Annotated in this window: 13 protein-coding genes and 1 tRNA gene; 6 read left to right on the top strand and 8 right to left on the bottom strand. The window is 59.0% G+C overall.

Features of this window, described 5'->3' with window-relative positions; genetic code table 11:
- Positions 1-75: 75 nt before the first annotated feature.
- From CRD18_RS05180 to CRD18_RS05170, 3 genes are all read right to left on the bottom strand, one after another.
- Positions 76-149: transfer RNA gene (locus tag CRD18_RS05180), tRNA-Leu, on the bottom strand.
- 50 nt (positions 150-199) lie between these two features.
- Complete coding sequence (locus tag CRD18_RS05175; protein WP_070652662.1) at positions 200-1,177, bottom strand: DUF368 domain-containing protein; 978 nt, start codon at positions 1,175-1,177, stop codon at positions 200-202.
- A gap of 210 nt (positions 1,178-1,387) precedes the next feature.
- The gene (locus CRD18_RS05170) at positions 1,388-1,978 is read right to left on the bottom strand and encodes a TetR/AcrR family transcriptional regulator (protein WP_049190009.1); all 591 of its coding nucleotides are present in this window, start codon (positions 1,976-1,978) and stop codon (positions 1,388-1,390) included.
- Between the two features lie 444 nt (positions 1,979-2,422).
- On the opposite strand from CRD18_RS05170, the gene polA reads away from it, so the two are divergent.
- The 4 genes from polA to coaE all read left to right on the top strand — a co-directional run bounded on the left by polA (position 2,423) and on the right by coaE (position 8,977).
- A complete protein-coding gene (polA, locus tag CRD18_RS05165) occupies positions 2,423-5,068 on the top strand; it encodes a DNA polymerase I (protein ID WP_242458676.1) in 2,646 nt (881 codons plus the stop codon).
- A 282-nt stretch (positions 5,069-5,350) separates the two neighbouring features.
- On the top strand, positions 5,351-6,814 hold the full coding sequence (gene rpsA, locus CRD18_RS05160; protein WP_005510285.1) for a 30S ribosomal protein S1: 1,464 nt from the start codon (positions 5,351-5,353) through the stop codon (positions 6,812-6,814).
- 378 nt (positions 6,815-7,192) lie between these two features.
- Positions 7,193-8,302: a glutathione S-transferase family protein gene (locus CRD18_RS05155; protein ID WP_370550981.1), complete on the top strand. Its 1,110-nt coding sequence runs from the start codon at positions 7,193-7,195 to the stop codon at positions 8,300-8,302.
- A gap of 33 nt (positions 8,303-8,335) precedes the next feature.
- The gene (gene coaE / locus CRD18_RS05150; protein ID WP_069359775.1) at positions 8,336-8,977 is read left to right on the top strand and encodes a dephospho-CoA kinase; all 642 of its coding nucleotides are present in this window, start codon (positions 8,336-8,338) and stop codon (positions 8,975-8,977) included.
- Here coaE and CRD18_RS05145 read toward each other — a convergent pair.
- The 3 genes from CRD18_RS05145 to CRD18_RS05135 form a co-directional block, all read right to left on the bottom strand.
- A complete protein-coding gene (locus CRD18_RS05145; protein ID WP_187406569.1) occupies positions 8,910-10,124 on the bottom strand; it encodes an aminotransferase class I/II-fold pyridoxal phosphate-dependent enzyme in 1,215 nt (404 codons plus the stop codon). The genes coaE and CRD18_RS05145 overlap by 68 nt on opposite strands.
- Positions 10,125-10,228: 104 nt before the next feature.
- Complete coding sequence (locus CRD18_RS05140) at positions 10,229-10,918, bottom strand: hypothetical protein (RefSeq protein ID WP_242458675.1); 690 nt, start codon at positions 10,916-10,918, stop codon at positions 10,229-10,231.
- A 94-nt stretch (positions 10,919-11,012) separates the two neighbouring features.
- Positions 11,013-11,696 carry an endonuclease domain-containing protein gene (locus tag CRD18_RS05135; protein ID WP_224784222.1) on the bottom strand — a complete coding sequence of 228 codons (684 nt, stop codon included), beginning with the start codon at positions 11,694-11,696 and terminating at the stop codon, positions 11,013-11,015.
- A 598-nt stretch (positions 11,697-12,294) separates the two neighbouring features.
- Between CRD18_RS05135 and uvrB the strand changes: the two genes are divergently transcribed.
- Positions 12,295-14,427: an excinuclease ABC subunit UvrB gene (gene uvrB / locus CRD18_RS05130; RefSeq protein ID WP_187406568.1), complete on the top strand. Its 2,133-nt coding sequence runs from the start codon at positions 12,295-12,297 to the stop codon at positions 14,425-14,427.
- Between the two features lie 133 nt (positions 14,428-14,560).
- The gene (locus tag CRD18_RS05125; protein WP_187401591.1) at positions 14,561-15,001 is read left to right on the top strand and encodes a universal stress protein; all 441 of its coding nucleotides are present in this window, start codon (positions 14,561-14,563) and stop codon (positions 14,999-15,001) included.
- Positions 15,002-15,419: 418 nt separating this feature from the next.
- Here the strand turns inward: CRD18_RS05125 and CRD18_RS05120 are convergent, their stop codons facing one another.
- Both CRD18_RS05120 and CRD18_RS05115 read right to left on the bottom strand, forming a co-directional pair.
- Positions 15,420-16,628 (bottom strand): hypothetical protein, encoded by a 1,209-nt coding sequence (locus tag CRD18_RS05120; protein ID WP_187401592.1) that lies wholly within the window; start codon positions 16,626-16,628, stop codon positions 15,420-15,422.
- A 910-nt stretch (positions 16,629-17,538) separates the two neighbouring features.
- Entirely contained in the window at positions 17,539-20,037 is a 2,499-nt protein-coding gene (locus tag CRD18_RS05115) for an AAA family ATPase (RefSeq protein WP_187406567.1), read from the bottom strand.
- Between the last annotated feature and the right edge of the window lie 18 nt (positions 20,038-20,055).

Here is a 20,055-nt window from a genome sequence, read left to right as displayed (position 1 = left end):
GATAGTGAATACTAACCCAACCAAAAACCCGCCCCCACCAGGCTAAAAGTCAGGTGAAGGCGGGTTTTAAAATCGTGCCCCCGGTGAGACTCGAACTCACACTGGACGGGTTTTGAATCCGTTGCCTCTGCCAATTGGGCTACAGGGGCGCAAAGCCGTCGATAAGCGAAAATGCTCTATCGAAGCGACTTTGACTAGTTTAGTCCATCGACCCCGAATTAGAAAAACGGCGCTGCGCATAAGCGACGACGCTGACGATTGCGGCGCCGAGAATGAACAGTCCGAGGGCGAGTCCCCAGTCGGAGCCGATGCCCTGGAGCTCGTTGTTTTCGGTCTGCCACGGCCAGAGAGCGCGCAGTGAACCGAGCATGAGGCCGGACATGGCGACCAACGTGAGCGCCTGGTGCGTACTCAGCAGCCATTCGAGGAGGCGGATGAACAGGACGATGCCGATCAGCGCGCCGACGAAGAACGTGCCGATGTAGGCGAAGTCACGGTCGTGAATTGCGCCCATGGTCGGTGCGTAGAGTCCGATGACCAGTAGGAAGAAAGAGCCCGAAACGCCCGGCAGAACCAGTGCGCACACGGCAATCGAGGCGGCGATGAGTACGAGCCAGAGAGGCGGCTGCGTCGGTGCGGCCTGTGGCAGGGAAGTAAGCGCGAACAGGGCGATGCTGAAGAACAGGAAGACGGCGATGGCCTTGCCGCGCATGCCCGGCTGACGCAGAGCGCCTGGCGGTAGCTCGTTCAGCGGCATGGTGATCGAGGCGGCGATCATGCCCATGAACAGTGCTCGGGAAGCGACTGGTTGGTTGGTGACGAAGTTCTCCATGATGCCTGCCATGGAGAAGACCACGGCAACCATGCCGATAGCCACCGGGATGAGCAGCCACCAGTCGATTCTGCGAAGGTCCTCCTTGAAGGTGCCCTTCGAAGTTGCCCGCGGCAGGTCGGTGATGCGCTTTGCCGATTCAATCAGGCGTCCGTAGATGCCCGTGATCAGCGCAAGGGTGCCGCCGGAGACCCCCGGAATCGTCTCGGCGAGACCAATGAGGCCACCGCGAACTGCGTTGGCGATGACACCCAGCGGGGTCGGCTTCGGGATTTCAGAGTAGGGGCTCGTGGTCGGCAGCGTGGTCGACTCTGCGCCAGGAGCGCTCGTATTTTCAGTAGACATCGCAGGCCATTGTATGTCTTCCACCTGAGAAGAAGCGTATTTCCGTGTGTGTATTAGTAGCTTCGGGGTGCGATTAAAGACACAAAACAAAAAAGCAGCGCCTGGGGTGGCGCTGCTGATTCAGTGAGTTACGCAGGAGTAGTCGGTGGCAGTGGGGGGGGGGCAGTAGGCGGTGGGCAGTGGAGCTGCTTTCTTAGCCGTGCTCGGTTCTTAGCCGTGTTCGATGATTTGCTGCAGGCAGCTGCCCAGGGCCTCAACCGAAATCCTCGGCGCGTTGGCCTCATCGATTAGGCCGGTGTCGGAAAGAACTAGGTATCCGACGCAGAGGGAAATAGCCATCTGGCTGCGGTGCACAGCAGTGTCGTAGCTAACGTCTTCCGGTCCGTCCGCTTCGACGCGGCGAATTAGGTCATCTGCAACAGCTTCATTGAACCGCTCGGCAATGACTTTTGCGGTTTCCTCGGAGTCGAGGGATCCGACAATCAGTGGAATCATGGACTGTCCGGCCATTCCTTGACCAGTCAAAATAGCGCTGGCCATCCGCTGGCCAAGTTCATTGAAGGGAGCTCGGCTGAGTGTGCCTTTGAACTGGCTGAAGTCAATCAGTTCGGCCATGAGACCTTCTTTGGAGCCGAAGTACTTGATGATGAGCGGCGCGCTAACGCCCGCATCGCTGGCAATTTCCTTCAGCGGCACGCTTCGCAAAGGCTTGCGCGCGAAGTGCCGAGCTGCAGCCGCGATGATGCGCTCGCGGGTGGACTGGGCGCTCCGTTGGAAATCGGTCGAATCGAACTCACTCATGCTGAAGAGTCTAAAGCCATGAAAGCGTAACTACGCCAATTGATTTCAGAGGCATGCGCAGGACGTGGTGATATGTTTTCGCGGCCACCTCAAAGAGGGGGTAATTTCTAGGTGCCTCATTTGGGGCAGGTTCCGTGCATGCTGTTGAACAATCGCTGGAAAATATGGAAAAACTCCAGGAAAATAAGGCGAATATTAAAGTTGGATTACAGCATTTCGGAAACTGAAACCAGGTGCCAAGCGACGCTCGAGAGGCTCACTCTTGCGAATCACTGTTCAGGTGGACTAAGGGGCTGCTGAATCCGTTTCAAAATGCAGCCTGATTACCGTAATTATTGTTCACTGAAGCTGACCGGCCAACAGCTCATCCTCCGCAGCTCGTGATTCCTCAGCGCGCATCTCAGTTTTCCTACGCTGTTCAATATTTTCCTACACTGGGATGTCATGAAGAAGACCCTCATGCTTATCGACGGTCATTCCATGGCCTTCCGCGCGTTCTTTGCCCTTCCGGTGGATAATTTCTCAACCACCGGTGGTCAGACAACGAACGCGGTGTACGGCTTCCTTTCTATGCTGTCCAATATCCTCAGCGAGGAAAAGCCCACGCACGTGGCGGTCGCCTTCGATGTCGCCCGCGAGACCTTCCGCAACGAGATCTTCCCGGAGTATAAGGCTCAGCGTGAGAAGACTCCTGAGGAATTCCGTGGTCAGGTGCCGCTTATTCAGCAGGTGCTGAAAGAGATGGGCATCGTCACGCTGGAAAAGGACAACTACGAGGCCGACGACATTATCGCGACGTTGGCTACCCAAGCCAAGCCTGAGGGCTTCGAAACGCTCATCGTCACTGGTGACCGTGACTCGTTCCAGTTGGTCAACGACACCACGACGGTGCTTTATCCAATGCGCGGCGTCACCACGCTGCATCGCTTCACGCCTGCTGCTATCGAGAAGAAGTACGGTCTGACGCCGACTCAGTACCCGGATTTCGCGGCTCTCCGCGGCGACCCCTCCGACAATCTCCCGGGCATTCCGGGGGTCGGCGAGAAGACCGCGACGAAGTGGATTGTTCAGTACGGCACGCTGGCAAACCTCATCGACCACGCTGACGAAATCCGCGGCAAAGTCGGCGATAACTTCCGCGAGCGCGTCGCAAACGTCCAGCTGAACCGCGACATCACCGAAATGGTCAAGGATCTGCCCTTGCCGTACGGTCCGAACGAGCTCGAGCTCCGTCCCGCCGACGCCCAGGGAATCATCGACTTCTTCGACCGCCTCGAATTCGGCGACAACCTTCGCGAACGCGTCTTCCGCACCCTTTCCATCGAAGGCGCGGGCGTCACCGCCTCCACCAGCGACAGTGCGACAAAGCTCGAGGCTGTTTCGCTTGACGACGGCGCCCTGGCTGCTTGGCTCGATGATCTGCACGAGCCGGCCGCGTTGCAGGTCGGGGAGCACACTCTGATGATTGGCTCCGCCGATGAGAAAGGCAAGACCTCCGGCCAGGCTGTTTCTCTCGACTTGGGCGGGCTTTCCACTGAAGATGCTGACGCACTGCGCGAGTGGCTCGCTGGCGACCATCCGAAGTTGGTGCATGACTCTAAATCGGCCATGCATGCACTCTGGAATTACGACTTCGAGCTGGCAGGGGTCATCCACGACACCTTCCTGGCTGCGTATCTGCTGCGCCCAAGCCAGCGCAGCTACAGCTTGGACAATGTCGTCCAGCGTCACCTGGGCCAGACTCTTTCGCAGGCCGATGGCCAGATGACCCTGCTCGATGGCCCGACCGAAGACGCTTCCCATGTCGCCGCCGTCATCGACCTGGCTGAGCGATTGGCTGTCGAACTCGACGAGGCCGGGCTCTACAGTGTGTACGCCGACCTGGAAGTCCCGCTCGCCCCAGTGCTGGGTCGGATGGAACGCGCCGGTATCGCTGTCGATGTTGATGCGCTCGAGGAGCTCCGCAAGCAGGCGCAGGCGGCTACCGATGAGGCGGAGAGTGAGGCTCGCAACCTCGTCGATAAGCCTGGGCTGAATCTCGGATCGCCGAAGCAGTTGCAAGAGGTTCTGTTTGACCAGCTGGGAATGCCCAAGACAAAGAAGACGAAGACGGGCTATTCCACGGCGGCGAAGGAAATTGAGGGGCTGGCGAAGGTCAACCCGCATCCGTTCCTGGATTACCTGTTGAAGTTCCGCGAGTCGCAGAAGATGAAGTCGACCGTGGAGGGGCTGATTAAGGCTGTCGCTGATGATGGCCGAATTCATACGACTTTTAATCAGGCGGTCGCGGCGACGGGGCGTCTGTCGTCGACGGAGCCGAATCTGCAGAACATCCCGGTGCGCACGGAGTTCGGGCGACGGATTCGTGAGGCGTTCGTGGTCGGCGATGGCTATGAGCAGCTGATCACCGCGGACTACTCGCAGATTGAGATGCGCGTGATGGCGCACCTGTCGCAGGATCCGGGGCTGATTGAGGCCTACCGCCAGGGCGAGGACCTGCACAACTACGTCGGTTCGAAGGTTTTCGGTGTCGGCATCGATGAGGTCACGCCCGAGCTGCGTCGTCGTGTGAAGGCGATGAGCTACGGACTGGCTTATGGTCTGAGTGCTTTTGGTCTGGCGCAGCAGCTCGACATTCCGCAGCGCGAGGCGAAGAAGCTCATGGAGGACTACTTCGAGCGCTTCGGCGGCGTGCGCGATTACCTGCACAAGGTTGTTGAGCGGGCGCGCAAGGACGGCTTTACGGCCACGATGTTCGATCGTCGTCGCTACCTGCCGGAACTCAACGCCGACAACCGCATCGCTCGCGATAACGCGGAACGTGCGGCATTGAACTCGCCGATTCAGGGGTCGGCGGCAGACATTATTAAGATTGCGATGCTCCGGGTCGACGATGCTTTACGACGGGGCGGGTTGCGCTCACGTGTCCTCCTGCAGGTTCATGACGAACTGGTTGTTGAAGTTGCAGATGGGGAAGAGGGAGCCATCAAGGAGCTGTTGCATCGCGAGATGGACTCGGCGGCTGAATTGTTGGTGCCGTTGGATGTTTCTATCGGTGCTGGTGTGAACTGGGATACTGCTGCGCATTAGTGGTGCGAAGGTCGGGCCGTAGTGCTGGTCGGCGGACTTGATGCGGGCTTGCCGCGGATGTGTTGCGGACTTGAATGTCGCAGCTCAAATCGGTATTGTTCGCTAGGTATGCATTAGCGTGCCGACTTTGCAGCCTCGAGCTTCATGGACATCGGGTTAACTAATTGCCAATGGTGAGATTCGCCGAAAGCGGATTTGGCCCGGTTGTCCAGGGGTTTCTTTGAGGGGCAAGGCCGAAATTGTCCGTTTTTCGATTTCTATCCGCTTCGGAGCACATCTTATATGTCCACTTCTAACGTCCCTCAGGTTGCCATCAACGACATTGGCACCGCTGAGGATTTCCTGGCCGCTGTCGACTCGACGATGAAGTACTTCAACGATGGTGACATCGTTGAAGGCACCGTCGTTAAGGTTGACCGCGACGAGGTTCTTCTCGACATCGGCTACAAGACTGAAGGTGTCATTCCTTCCCGCGAACTGTCCATCAAGCACGATGTCGACCCTGACGAAGTGGTCGAAGTTGGCGATGAGATCGACGCGCTGGTCCTGACCAAGGAAGACAAGGAAGGCCGCCTCATCCTGTCCAAGAAGCGCGCTCAGTACGAGCGTGCTTGGGGCACCATCGAGCAGCTCAAGGAGAACGACGAGCCGGTTACCGGTACCGTCATCGAGGTCGTCAAGGGCGGCCTGATCCTCGACATCGGCCTGCGCGGCTTCCTGCCGGCTTCCCTCGTCGAGATGCGTCGTGTCCGCGACCTCCAGCCGTACATCGGCCAGGAGATCGAGGCCAAGATCATCGAGCTCGACAAGAACCGCAACAACGTCGTTCTGTCCCGCCGTGCATGGCTCGAGCAGACCCAGTCTGAGGTCCGCTCTGAGTTCCTGCACCAGCTGCAGAAGGGCCAGGTCCGCAAGGGTGTCGTTTCCTCCATCGTCAACTTCGGCGCATTCGTCGATCTCGGCGGTGTTGACGGCCTGGTTCACGTTTCCGAGCTGTCCTGGAAGCACATCGACCACCCGTCCGAGGTTGTCCAGGTTGGCGACGAGGTCACCGTCGAGGTTCTCGAGGTCGACCTGAACCGCGAGCGCGTTTCCCTGTCCCTGAAGGCTACTCAGGAAGATCCGTGGCGCGTCTTCGCCCGCACTCACGCAATCGGTCAGATTGTACCGGGCAAGGTCACCAAGCTGGTTCCGTTCGGTGCGTTCGTCCGCGTCGAGGAGGGCATCGAGGGCCTGGTTCACATCTCCGAGCTGGCTTCCCGCCACATCGATGTTCCGGACCAGATCGTCTCCGTCGACGAGCAGGTCATGGTCAAGGTCATCGACATCGACCTCGAGCGTCGTCGTATCTCCCTGTCCCTCAAGCAGGCTGACGAGGACTTCACCGAAGAGTTCGACCCGACCAAGTACGGCATGGGCGACTCCTACGACGAGCAGGGCAACTACATCTTCCCGGAGGGCTTCGACCCGGAGACCAACGAGTGGATGGAGGGCTTCGAGACCCAGCGCGCAGAGTGGGAGGCTCGCTACGCAGAGGCAGAGCGTCACCACCAGCTGCACGCTGCCCAGATCGAGCGTCACCGCGCTGCAGCTGCCGAGGCTGCAGAGACCGCTTCGAACTACTCCTCCGAGTCCGGCGAGGCAGCCCCGGCTGCTCCGGCCGCACCGGCTGCAGACAACGCAGGCGGCACCCTGGCTTCCGACGAGCAGCTCGCTGCTCTGCGCGAGAAGCTGGCTGGCAACTAAGCTAGGCCGCTAAGGGCTTACACGTCCCTTTGAGAAATCGCCCCGGCGAGGTTTTCCTCGCTGGGGCTTTTTCGTGCCTTCTTTGCTTTACGACGGGCACCTGCTCGGCCTTGTTCTTATATCGGCGGCTTGAGGGCTTGCTGCATCCTTGGTCCGGGTGATGGGGCTTTGGGCCATGAGGGTGGTGCCGCTGTTGTCTAGGGCGGGCTTACGCTTCACCAGAAGTAGTTTGCTGCACAGTAACCGGCTGCTGGCGAAGCGCAAGCCCTCCTATTGGCCCTAATGGCTCTAATGACCTGGTGGCCCTGTCGATTTTGGTGGCTCTGGCTGTCCTTACTGCCGTTGACAGCCTATCTTTCTACCCATATGATTGGTGACATGACAACAAAGGACGAAGCCAAGCAGGTAGATAACGCTAACCAGGTAGAGGATTCCTCCCACTCCACAGGCGGTGTGTACTCGCAGGAGGGTAAGGACTTTAACCGCGACACCCGCTATATCAACGACCGCATTGTTAAGGACGGTCGCGAGGTAGGCGACGGAATTAAGACGTGGCCCGTTGAAGCCGGTCGCTACCGCCTCATCGCGGCTCGCGCGTGCCCATGGGCACACCGCACGCTTATTGTTCGCAGGTTGCTCGGCTTGGAAGATGCAATTTCAGTCGGAATTCCAGGGCCAGTGCACGATGCCCGCTCCTGGGCATTCGACAAGGGACCAGGTGGCCGTGACGAAGTACTAGGCTACGAGCGCCTCCAGGAGGCATTCCTCAAGCGTTTCCCGGACTACCAGCGCGGCATTACTGTTCCGGCCATCGTCGAGATCGAGTCGGGCGAGGTCGTGACCAATGACTTTCCCTGGATCACCTTGGACTTCATTACCGAGTGGACCGAGTTCCACCGCGAAGGCGCCCCGGATCTTTACCCGGTGGAGATGCGCGAGGAAATGGATGAGCTTATGCAGTTCATCTACACCGAGATCAACAACGGCGTCTACCGCTGTGGTTTCGCAGGCTCGCAGGACTCCTACGACAAGGCTTACGACCGGCTGTTCAATGCCCTAGACAAGGTTTCTGAGCGCTTGGAGACCCGCCGTTACCTCATGGGCGACCACATCACTGAGGCCGACATTCGCCTTTACACAACCCTCATCCGCTTCGATGCCGTCTACCACGGCCACTTCAAGTGCAACCGGAGCAAGATCTCCGAGATGCCGGTTCTATACAACTACCTGCGTGATCTCTTCCAGACTCCGGGCTTCGGCGACACCACTGACCTCGTCGATATCAAGCGCCATTACTACGAGGTCCACCGCGACCTCAATCCTTTAGGGATTGTCCCGAAGGGGCCGGAGCTCTCTGACCTGCTCCAGCCGCACGGCCGTGAGGCCCTTGGTGGCAGCCCATTCGGTAACGGCACCGCCCCGGCCCCAGTCAACCCAGATCCCGTTGAAGAGGGTCACCGCATCGAGGATCTCGTCGTAAAGCACTAACGTGCGGGGGCGTGTCCACGTACCCTTAGAGACATGCTCAAAGTAGGACTAACCGGTGGCATGGGCAGTGGGAAATCTACGGTCGCCCGTAGGTTTGCCGAGCTCGGTGCTGTCATCATCGACGCTGATCAGATCGCTCGCGATGTCGTCGAACCCGGGGAACCGGCGCTGGCCGAACTCGCCGAAGCTTTCGGCGAGGGCATTTTGCTTGACGACGGCTCCCTCAACCGCGGCGAACTTGCGAAGCGGGCCTTCGTATCCGCGGAGAAGACGGAGCTGCTGAACTCCATCACCCATCCGCGTATTGAGCAGCGCACCGAAGAGCAGTTCAACGCGGCAGGTGACGCCATCATTGTTTTTGACTCTCCGCTGTTGATTGAAATGGGGCAGTCGGAAGCACAGGACCTCGTCGTAGTTGTGCATACCCCGGTGGAGGTCCGTCTCGACCGTCTGGTGGAAAGCCGCGGTGTAGACCGAGAGGATGCGAAGCAGCGCATCGCTAAGCAAATCAGCGATGACAAGCGCCTGCAGTTCGCCGACGTAGTTCTGGAAAACTCAGGCACCGAGGAGGACCTCGTGCGCCAGGTCGACCGGATTTGGGAGCGGATTATTCAGCCGCTGAATCAGATTCGCCAGCTGCAGGCCGGGCAGCAAGATAATCCCGCAGCCGGATGATAGCCTTCTCAATCACCTCGGCGCGCTTGCAGAAAGCGAACCGCACCAGGTAGCGGTACTTTTCTGACTCTGGGTCATCCACAAAAGCGGTGACGGGGATGGCTGCGACGCGGCATTCCTTGACCAGGCGGGTGCAGGTCTCCAGGGCGTCGCCAAGCCCCCAGCTCGAGACATCGGCGACGACAAAATACCCTGCCTGCGGCGTGAAGACGTCGGCGCCAAGGCCCTCCAACCCATCGGCGAGGAGCCGCATGTTGCCCTCGAGCTGACCCGCCAGCTCGTCCACCCATGGGGCACATTCCTGCAGGCCACGGGCGACTGCGGGCTGAAGGGGAGTGGCGCCGACATAGCTCAAGAACTGCTTGGCCTTGACGACGCCATCGAGTAGTTCGGTCGGGGCCAGCGCCCAGCCGATCTTCCATCCGGTGACGTTGAAGGTTTTTGCGGCGCTGGACACGACAATGGTTCGCTCGCGCATGCCGGGCAGAGCGCTGATGGAAGAGTGTGACAATCCGTTGAAGTACAGGCGTTCGTAGACTTCGTCGGCAAGCACGAGTAGATTGTTTGCGATGGCGACATCGGCGATGGCCTGCAAGTCCTCCTCCGTGAGGACGGTGCCGGTGGGGTTGTGCGGCGAATTGATGATAATCATGGCCGTTTTAGCGGTGACGGCATCGGCAAGCGCGCTGCGGTCGAGCGACCAGGAGCGTGCCGTGCCGGAAGCTGCGGGGATGAGCGGCACCGCGGTATATGTGCAGTTAGCCAGTGCGATGACGGCTTTGTACGAGTCGTAGTACGGCTCGATGACGATGACGTGGCTGCCGGGTTCGAGATGCCCCAAGGCGGTGGCGGCAATCGCCTCCGTGGCGCCGACCGTGACGAGGCATTCGGTGTCGGCGTCGTAGACCTGCCCCGTGCGGCGGGCGCGATCGGCGACGATAGCCTCGCGGAGCACCTTCATGCCGCGGCCGGGGCCGTACTGGTTGTTTCCTCCAGCTATCTGATGTCGCGCCTCCGCGAGCACCTCGTCCGGCCCATCCCAGTCGGGGAAGCCCTGTCCAAGATTGATTGCCTCGTGCTCAGTGGCGAGGCGGGACATGGTGGCGAAGATGGTCTCGCCGAAGGGGCGCAAGCGGGAAACGGTCATGGTTTCACTGTAGGCGGGAGTTTGCGGGCTTGTTGCGATTCCCCATCGGCGAATCGCGGCTGGCGGCCAGCAGTTGCACCGACTGCCGACCGCCACCTGGTGCGCTAGTACATGTAAATCTTCGCGTTGTTGCCGCCGGTGCACACGACAACGTCGTCTTGTGTGCTGCAGCTGAGGTCGTAGGTCTTCCCGGTCGCGGGGCTCTTGGCCTTGATGTTTGGCTGCAGGTGGTCGCGGATATTGTCCTCCGAGGCGTTAAGCCCCTCGGTCTGCTGGTTGAAAACGGCCTTCGCAAAGTCGCAGCTGGTATTCGGGCCCGCTGCGATGAGGTTGAGGCCGTACCCATCGCCGTAGATGCAGGTGGTTGCCTGTTCGCCCGCCGCCGTGAAGGTGGATCCCGGCGAGGGGTTGTTGTAGATCTCAGCGGTCATGTCCTGACGAAGCTCGCTCCCGTCGCCGTTGTCGCCGCTTTCGCTTGACGACGTCGACGTGCCACCAGTCTCCGCCGTCGTTGTGTCGCCTCCCTGGTCCGGTGCGGAACCGGTTGGGTTTGGCGTGTTGCCCGAACTCTTGTCAGACACGCCATCCTCGGTCTGAGTAACGGTAGTGGTTTCAACCGGAGCAGCAGATTCGGGCGCTGCTTCAGTTTCCTGTGTTGAGCAGGCGGTGAAAGCCAATGCGGTGGTAGCGAGGATGCCGGCCACAAGGGCTCGGTGTGAGGTTGCTTTTCGAGTGGTGGAACCTGGGCGAGTCGTAGCGGGCGTGTGGACTGGTGTGCGGCGCGAAGTGTTCATAGGCGCCAGGCTAGTTGCTGTTCGGTCAGTTTTCATTACAAAATAAATAACAATTTGGCAAGTGGATGGCTGTTTATCTCGCGATATCGGCTGTTTATCGCTGCTTATTGGCGTAGCCAACCGTTGGATTCCATTCCCAAACTTTCTGACAGGCAGGCCATCCTGGTTTATAGTCCACGCGGGGACGGCGCTTTTGCACCCATCGAATTGCCTGCTCGATTTCGTCGAGGACACTGTCGAGATTCCAATTGATGCATGAGTCTGTGAACCGCAGGACTATCCAGCCGTGCAGCGTGCCGGAGTTGGCCTTCCAGCGATCTGCGATGAACGAGTCCTCGTTAGCGTGGTACGTCTCTGAGTCGACTTCGATAGCTATTTTCCACTGGTCAAGCAGGATGTCGAAGCAGTAGGGGCCGATGTACTGGTTCATTCGGATGCGGTACCCGCGCTTGATTAGTGGACGGGCCAGCTTGCGCTCGAGTTCGCTGCATGAGCCGATTGGCGTGGTGGCGATGGTTTCACGCAGCCAGGCGGGAACTTTCCGCATCCGGCTGAGGTCGTGGTTGAGTCGCTTCTCGCCGTCCCGGCCGGCGTAGTGTGTTTCCAGGATTCTGCGTGCATAGTCTTTTGAAGCTCGTGCTGCCCAGAGTGCTTCGACAACTGGGAGGCCATTGATGCTGGTGTAGGACGGTAGGCGGCTGTGCCTAATGGAGAAGGTCTCGGCCTGAACTGATCCCGCGCCTTCTGCCTGGATAGGAAGTGTCAGGGGAAGTCTCAAGTGGATTTGAGCTGCGCTTTTACCGGTTAGCGCAATGCTTTTGTAATGCCCCGTGATTGCTCGGGCGACTGAGGCGGGAGAGTGGTCGTCAATGTAGAGGCCACGTACCAATTTAATTAGCCTGCCTTGTTGTAGGAGGGCTCTGGTCTTTTTCTCTCCGATGCCGAGTGCACGCAACTCGGCCGTGGTGAAACTTCCCATGGTCGGGACTCTAAGCTTTTTCGGCCCAGGGGATTTTCTGTGAGAGAGGCTCCACGTCCAATCTGTGGACAACTTTCAGGGTGTGGATAACCCAGGCCTCCCGCAGCCTTGCAGCCTTGCAGCCTCGCAGCCGCAGCCGCGGACCATCGATAAGACGGCTTGCGCTTCACCAGGAGTCAGTCCATGCGCACTAAGGGCCAGCTGGTGAAGCGGAACCCGCCTTTGCTGGCCTGGCACCGACTTTATGCCAGCCTTGTCCAAATCTGTACCGATTTTAATGTTGGTCCGGAACTCGACAGCCGCTCCTAGGCTCTGGACCCTAGCCCTGGACAGCCCAAAGCCCCAGGAAGTAACGTAACCAGCCGCTTTCAAGACAGCCTTCGCTACGCTGGGAACTATGGCATTTGCAGCAGAGCAACCCGTCCTCGCACACTCGGAGTTCCGGCCCGTCGGTGAAGTCGAGCGCGCTGAGGGAAACTTCGAGGTCATCAGCGAGTTCGAGCCCTCGGGCGACCAGCCGCAGGCAATCGCGGAACTGTCGGAGCGCCTAGATAGAGGCGAGCGCGAGGTAGTCCTGATGGGTGCCACGGGCACCGGTAAGTCAGCCACCGCAGCGTGGTTGATCGAAAAGGTGCAGCGGCCAACCCTCGTCATGGCACCGAACAAGACGCTTGCGGCCCAGCTGGCCAATGAGCTCCGCAGCCTGCTGCCAAACAACGCGGTCGAGTACTTCGTTTCGTACTACGACTACTACCAACCCGAGGCCTACATCGCGCAGACCGATACATATATTGAAAAGGATTCCTCCATCAACGAGGACGTGGAGCGCCTGCGCCACTCGGCTACTTCAGCGCTGCTGTCGCGTCGCGACGTAGTCGTCGTCAGCTCTGTTTCTTGCATCTATGGCCTGGGTACCCCGCAGTCATACCTCGACCGTTCGGTGTGGCTGAAGGAGGGCGAGGAAGTCGACCGCGACCAGTTCCTGCGCCTTTTGGTGGACATTCAGTACGCCCGCAATGACATTGCCTTTACCCGCGGCACCTTCCGAGTAAAAGGTGACGTGGTCGACATCATCCCGGCCTACGAAGAAAAGGCCGTGCGGGTGGAGTTCTTCGGCGACGAGATTGATTCGCTGTACTACCTCAATCCAGTCACGGGCGACGTCATCGACCAAGTCCCTGATCTGCGCATCTTCCCAGCTACGCACTATGTCGCAGGCCCGGAGCGGATGGAACGGGCCGTCGCGGACATCAAGGCCGAACTCGCCGAACGCCTGGCGGATCTGGAAAACCGGGGCAAGTTGCTGGAAGCACAGCGTCTGCGCATGCGCACGGAGTACGACCTCGAAATGATTGAACAGGTCGGCTTCTGCTCCGGCATTGAGAACTACTCGCGCCACATCGATGGTCGCGCGCCGGGCTCGGCCCCCGCGACGCTCATTGACTATTTCCCGGAGGACTTCCTCACCATCATCGATGAGTCGCACGTCACCGTGCCGCAGATTGGCGGCATGTTCGAGGGCGATGCCTCCCGTAAGCGCAACCTCGTCGACTTCGGTTTCCGCCTGCCATCGGCGTTGGATAACCGCCCGCTGACGTTCGACGAATTCGATGCCAGAGTGGGCCAGGTCGTGTTCATGTCCGCAACGCCGGGTGACTATGAGCTCGAAAAGACCGGTGGCGAGTATGTGGAGCAGGTTATTCGTCCGACTGGGCTGGTGGACCCCAAGATCGTCGTTAAGCCTACTGAGGGGCAGATCGATGATTTGATCGGCGAGATCCGAAAGCGCACCGAGCGTGACGAACGCGTTCTCGTCACCACCCTGACGAAGAAGATGGCGGAGGATCTGACCGACTACCTGCTCGAAAATGGTGTGCAGGTGCGGTACATGCACTCGGATGTTGATACGCTCAAGCGCGTTGAGTTGCTGCGGCAGTTGCGTCTCGGCGAGTACGACGTGCTGGTCGGTATTAACCTGCTGCGCGAGGGGCTGGACTTGCCCGAGGTTTCGCTGGTGGCAATCCTCGACGCCGACAAGGAGGGGTTCCTGCGTTCGGAGCGCTCGTTGATTCAGACGATTGGTCGTGCCGCGCGAAACGTCTCCGGCGAGGTGCACATGTACGCCGACAAGATCACCGATTCCATGCGGTTCGCCATCGACGAGACGGAGCGCCGCCGCGAAAAGCAGATTGCTTACAACACTGAGCATGGCATCGATCCGCAGCCGCTGCGCAAAAAGATCGCGGACATCTTGGATCAGGTCTACGACAACGCTGACACCGATTACGAAGGCAAGACCGGTGCGGCCGCTGATGCGCTGCTCTCGCGTGCCGACGGCTCGGGCGCGGCCGATGGCGCTAGCGGTAAGCAGATGCCGAGGGCGGAGCTCGAGGCGCTTATCGCGGATTTGTCGGAGCAGATGGCCGCGGCTGCGCGAGAGTTGAAGTTCGAGCTCGCGGGGCGCTTGCGCGATGAGATTTTCGACCTCAAGAAGGAACTTAAGGGCATGATTGAGGCCGGTGTCGAGTAGTTTTTTGCTACTGTTGTGGGAAGTAAAACAGTGTATGCGCGAAAGTGTCTCTGGCCAGTGGGTTCGGGACAATTAAAGCGTGTACGCACGATGAACTGTTTTAATGCAACTTCCACAGTGAGGGATAGTTTTCATGAGTGATTACAAGACCATTGTTGTCGGCACGGATGGTTCTAAGTCGTCGCTGCTCGCGGTAGAGCGCGCTGCTTCGATTGCCGCTGCTTTCGATGCGGCCCTGGTTATCGGCTGCGCTTACTACGAAACCCAAGAGGATGCGTCCAAGACCCTGCGCCAGGATTCGGTCCAGGTCCTCGGCGACGACCCGGCTCAGAAGAACTTGGCTGCTGCCAAAGAGGCCGCAGAGGCTGTCGGCGCGACCAAGGTTGAGACCGAGGTTCGCTCCGGCTCCCCGGTTGAGGCTCTGATGTCCCTGGTCACTGACCGCCGCGCGGATCTGCTGGTGGTTGGTAACCGCGGTATTAACTCGCTGACTGGTCGTCTGCTGGGCTCCGTGCCGGCTGATGTTGCTCGTCAGTCGGACTGTGACGTCATGATTGTTCACACTGTGAGCTAATAAAACCGTGAGCTAACAAAACAGTGAGCTAACAATTTAGCTTTCGCTTTAAACCGGCACTTCTGGGTTGGGGTGCCGGTTTTCCTATTGTCGGCCAGGACGCGGGTGGAGTCTCGGGGCGGTGAGGAGCTGAGAGGCTAGGCCCAATCCAGCTCGGGCAGATACTTCATAGAGGGGAAAGCAGAGTGGGCGAAGGTCGGGAGCCCAGGGGATTACGTTGAGACTCACTTGGGCAAGAAGATGAGCGCGAAATGGAAACACGCGGCACCGATGTTTGTCGTGAAAACCTGTCGATTACTATCCATGCGCGGAGCTGACCTGTCGCCTCGCACGTGAGGGGATTTCTGTATGCAGGAACACGCCACATATTTGGTCGGTGCCGCGCCAACTACGGCGTCTCAGCATGCCCCGCGCCGGGCTAATTCACTCGCTGCCAGCCGCCACACGACTTACTAATGAAAGCCCCGTCGGACGGTAGTATCTCAACGGTAATCGTTTGACCAAAGTTGACGAAATTGTTGTCGATGATGTTGCCGGCTCCATCGTTACGCTCGTAGTAGCAATCAGAAACAGTCGCTCCCTTTGTTTCCCATAGACCCGGCTGAACGACACGGATTCCCTTTTCAGGCTGCTGCTTAACGATGTAGTTTCCGTCAATTAAATCTGTTTGTTTTGCGTCACCCGACAAAGCTTCATCGACGAGGTGTTGCTGATCCGGGCAAAGAATTGGAACCATCAGCTGAACACGTCGAGCGTTTTCATCATCTGGAGTCGAAAGTCTTTCAAGGTCGGCTAAATCCCAAGCCGTTTTCTCTCCGCTGCGCATTGCCTCGCACATCTTGACATCAACGTCGTACGTGTCTGTGCTTCCGCTGCGTACTTCGATACCAGCATTAGTCATGGTCTTCAGATACTTGTCCTGCTTCGGATTCCCCGTTGAGGTGGGAGCAGCTGGACTTGCTTCCTTCTCCTCTCTCGCGACCGGGTAAACCGTTTTTCCCTCGGCTGGCTCACAGCGAGCCAGGAGCTGGTCGTTGATAGTCAGCTCGACTGATTTCAGGGAGTCACTCTCGGTGATAATCCCCTTCGGAAGGGGCAACGACAATAGCCCGCGAGAGCCACCAATACGGTAAGGAATCGAGTCGGTTACGTCTTCCTTCGTTCCTCCTTTAGAGAGCGTAACTTTTACGTCCTGTTCATCGTCGCCCGAATCCTCATGCTCATAGTCCAATACAACTCCGTTTTGAGTCTCGACGGTCATCACAGCATGAGGATCGAAGGAATCCACACCATGCGAATCATTGGGGGCCATATGGAATTCGAACTCATCGCCATCCTGGCCAGAATCCAGGAGTTCAGCGCCGATGAGAGCCATATCGAACTCCTTGGTCGAGACAATGGTGTTGTTGCTGAAATCGTGTTGAACACCGGTGATGATATTTGTCCTGCACGAAAGTCCAGTTACTTCCGGAGCATACGATTGCTGGCTCTCATTCCAGTCCTCAGGCTGGGTTGGAAGATTCGGGTCAGTTGAGTCGTACTCGAATTTATCGAAAGGAGAACAGCCTGCCAAAAAGGCTAGCGCAAGGAGAGAAGCAGCCAACGCAGCATGGGGTTTAGGTGTCATAAGGTTAATGCTATCAAGCGCTTCACTTAGTAGTGTTTCAGCCAAAACAAATTAGGAGGAATCAGTTCTTAAGGCGCGACGAGTTTTGAGCGATAAACTCTGAAGTGTTACGTAATCCACTCACAGGCATTGCAGTTGTGCCCCCCCCCGTAAGCTCTAGTAATCAGCGGCGCGGTGAGCACGAGCTTTATTCCTTTGTGAATTCCTTGTTATCACGGAAGCGATTCTTTCTGTTCAGGGTTCGCGGATGATTGATTGCCCGCTCGAACTTCAAAAAGCTTCCGAGAATGCTCAGGAGCTGATTCGTGTTCGAATTATTGCTGACACTGGATGCCATTCTTTTCCGCTACGACGAGAGCAATACTAGCGCACAACTAGGTCAGCAAATATCCAGGTCTGAGGGCTCAAACGGGGCAGTTCCTCCATAGGAAGCCAATTGATTACTGGGAAAGCTAGATCCTTCACCGATAGATAGCAGGACTCTCGTGCTGCGGTCTTGACGCAAATCCAAGATCGTGGAGACGGGGAAATCTTCCACTAAATTATCGTCCTGGTAAGCGATAGCATTGCGTTGGGATTTCAGTGCTTCGATGTTGGTTGCCAGTTCTTTTTAGATGGCGATAGCCGATGTGGCAACCATGCTGGCTAGCTACGGCATCGGGTGGTGCACCGATGGAGGTAGTGGGCTGCTGGTAAACGACGTGAATATGCCAGTCGCAGATGTTTCTGCATTTGTGGCGCACGCCCACGATACAAGAACACCTGGAGATTCTTACGGTGTTTCTATTAGCTGTAATCGAATGGTCTGGTGCCGGACGCCACTCCTGATTACTGAAATATACAGGGCGATTAAGTTCTACCTCGCCCGGTGGTCATCCCGCATAACTGGAGTTAACCGCAACTTGATGGCCTAGGCCCAATCCAGCTCCGGCAGATGCTCAGGGCGCTGCTTATCGACGACCACGAGTCCCTGGGTCGCACGAGTCAGTGCAACATACAGGTCCTGTAGCCCCTGCGGCGATTGCGCCACAATCTGGTCGGGTGCGACGACGATGACCTCGTCGAATTCCAGACCTTTTGAGGTCGTAATGTCGTAGACCGCGCAGTTGGTGAGCTTGCTGGCGCGAGTAGCAGGTGTGGCATCGGTGCTAGTCGCGTCGGCTGCATTAGCAGCATCAGCACCGTTGTCACCACCACCAGCGATAAACTCCCGCACCTCCGCGCGCGTGGCTTCGAGCAACTCTGCCGGGGCGATGACCGCGATCAGGCGATCAGGCTGCGCCACCCGCTCCACATGCGCCAGCGCCTCCGCCACAGTGGGGGCCTGAACAGGCTTGCGGCCAGTGGCGCGAATAGACTGCGGCGCCTCCAGCTCCGGATCAATCTCGGCCAGGACGCTGGCGGCGACCTCCATCACCTCAGCTGGGGTGCGGTAGTTGACGGTCAGCTCGTGGAGATGCCACCTCGAGCCGATGATGGGTTCCAGCACATCATCCCAGGTCGCGGCACCTGCGGGGGAGCCCGTCTGGGCCACGTCGCCGACGAGGGTCATCCAGCCGTTGGGGCTGCGGCGGCGCAGCATTCGCCAGGCCATCGCGGAGAGTTCCTGAGCCTCGTCGACGATGACATGGCCGTAGGCCCACAGACGATCCGCCGCCGCCCGCTCGGCGGTGGATCGCAGGTCGCGCTCACGGTGGCGTTCGGCCAGTGCCTCGGCATCGATGACGTCATACGCTGACAAAATCTCGGCCTCGAAGCCGTCGTCAAGATCCTGGGATGCAGAACTGGACAGGGTATCCAACGCGCCCTGCGCCTCCTCGACGCGGGCCTGCCAATCCTCTTCATCGGCCTCCGATTCACCAACCGGGCCGAGGAGTTCCGCCAGCTCGTCGAGAAGCGGGGCGTCGGAAGGCATCCAGTCGGTGCCTTCCGGCCGGTAGAGAGCCTCGCGCGTCAGCTCGTCGTAATCGCTGGCGGCGTAGTCGATGGCCTCGCGAGAGCTCAGCAGTTCCGACAGCACCCGCTCGGGCGTAAGCGCAGGCCACAGCTCGTCGAGGATGTCGGCGACTGCTCCCGATTCGTCAATTTCGTCACGTAAGTCGGCAACGTCGGTCACGGACAGCAGGTTCTCGCCGCCCAGCGGGTCGGCGCCGATGACCTCGGCCATCTGCGCGGCCAGGAGCTCCACCACGTGATCGCGGAAAATCGGCCGGGCCAGATTGTGGGGTTTCCGAGTCCGCCGCGCACGCGTGCGTGCAGTTTTCACCATGTCAGGTGTGATCGTCAGGGTGATGTTGTCGTTCCGGACTTCAAGAGGTTCCGCGGGGAGCTCCTGGTAGGCCCGCACGGCTTCGCGCAGGATAGTGAGCATCTCAATCGAGCCCTTAACTTCCTGCGCAACCAGGGGTTCGGGGTTGTGTCCGTCGATAAGCGCGTTGGAACCGCGCACGCCGGGGTAGAGATCGGCAATGGTGGTCAGTACCACGCCCGTTTCGCCGAGGCTCGGCAGCACGCGCGAGATGTAGTCGAGGAAGGTTGTGTTCGGGCCGATGATGAGGACACCGGTTTTCGCCAGTTGATCGCGGTAGGTATAGAGAAGCCATGCGACGCGATGCAGCGCCACTGCCGTCTTGCCTGTGCCGGGACCGCCCTGGACGACCAGGGTGCCGCGGGTGGAGTCGCGGATGATGAGGTCCTGCTCGCGCTGAATGGTCTCCACAATGCCGCGCATATGGCCGGTGCGCGCTTGATTCATGACCTCCCGCAGGACCGATTCGCCACCGACGCCCGCTTCAACTTCGGTCTCGTGTGCGCTGTCGGCTTCCTCGCCGGAGAGCCATTCGTCGTCAATGCTGCGGACCTTCCGGCCGTGAGTGCGCAGGTGTCGGCGCAGACTGACTCCCTCGGGATGCGCGGTCGTGGCCAGGTAAAACGGGCGCGCGCCGTCGGCACGCCAATCCATGATGACCGTGCGGTAGTCGTCGTCTTCATCGGACAGGCCGATTCGCCCGATGTATCGCTTATCGACGGTCGCCCCCGGCCCTTCCTCTGACAAAGGATTGTCGGGGTCTGTGTCATCGATATCGATTCGACCAAAGACCAGGCCAATCTCGGCTGAGCGGTAGCGGTCCAGATTAGCCTGTAGTCGGTGGTATTCCACCTCGCGTTCAACGCGGGCTTGCGGGTCTGGGTCGTCGATGAGCATGACCTGGCGCAGGTACTCTTGGTCGCGCTCGCGTGCCCGGTCGAGGAAGCTGAACGCACGGTCGACGTAGGCCTGTTCGGCAGCGAGGGTACTCTCTTCTTCTCGCTGTGGTGCTGAACTTGCTTGGTCCGGCAGACCTGCCTGGCCAGTGTGGCCAATGCGGCCTGTCTGGTCCTGCCCGGGCTCGGATGCGCGCGACGCCAACCTGGTCTCCTCAACGAA

It is taken from the genome of Corynebacterium sp. LK31, from assembly GCF_014335015.1.
Taxonomy (GTDB): Bacteria; Actinomycetota; Actinomycetes; order Mycobacteriales; family Mycobacteriaceae; genus Corynebacterium; species Corynebacterium jeikeium_D.
The sequence above is the reverse complement of the archived record's forward strand: the minus strand, read 5'-3'. Positions and strand labels throughout refer to the sequence as shown.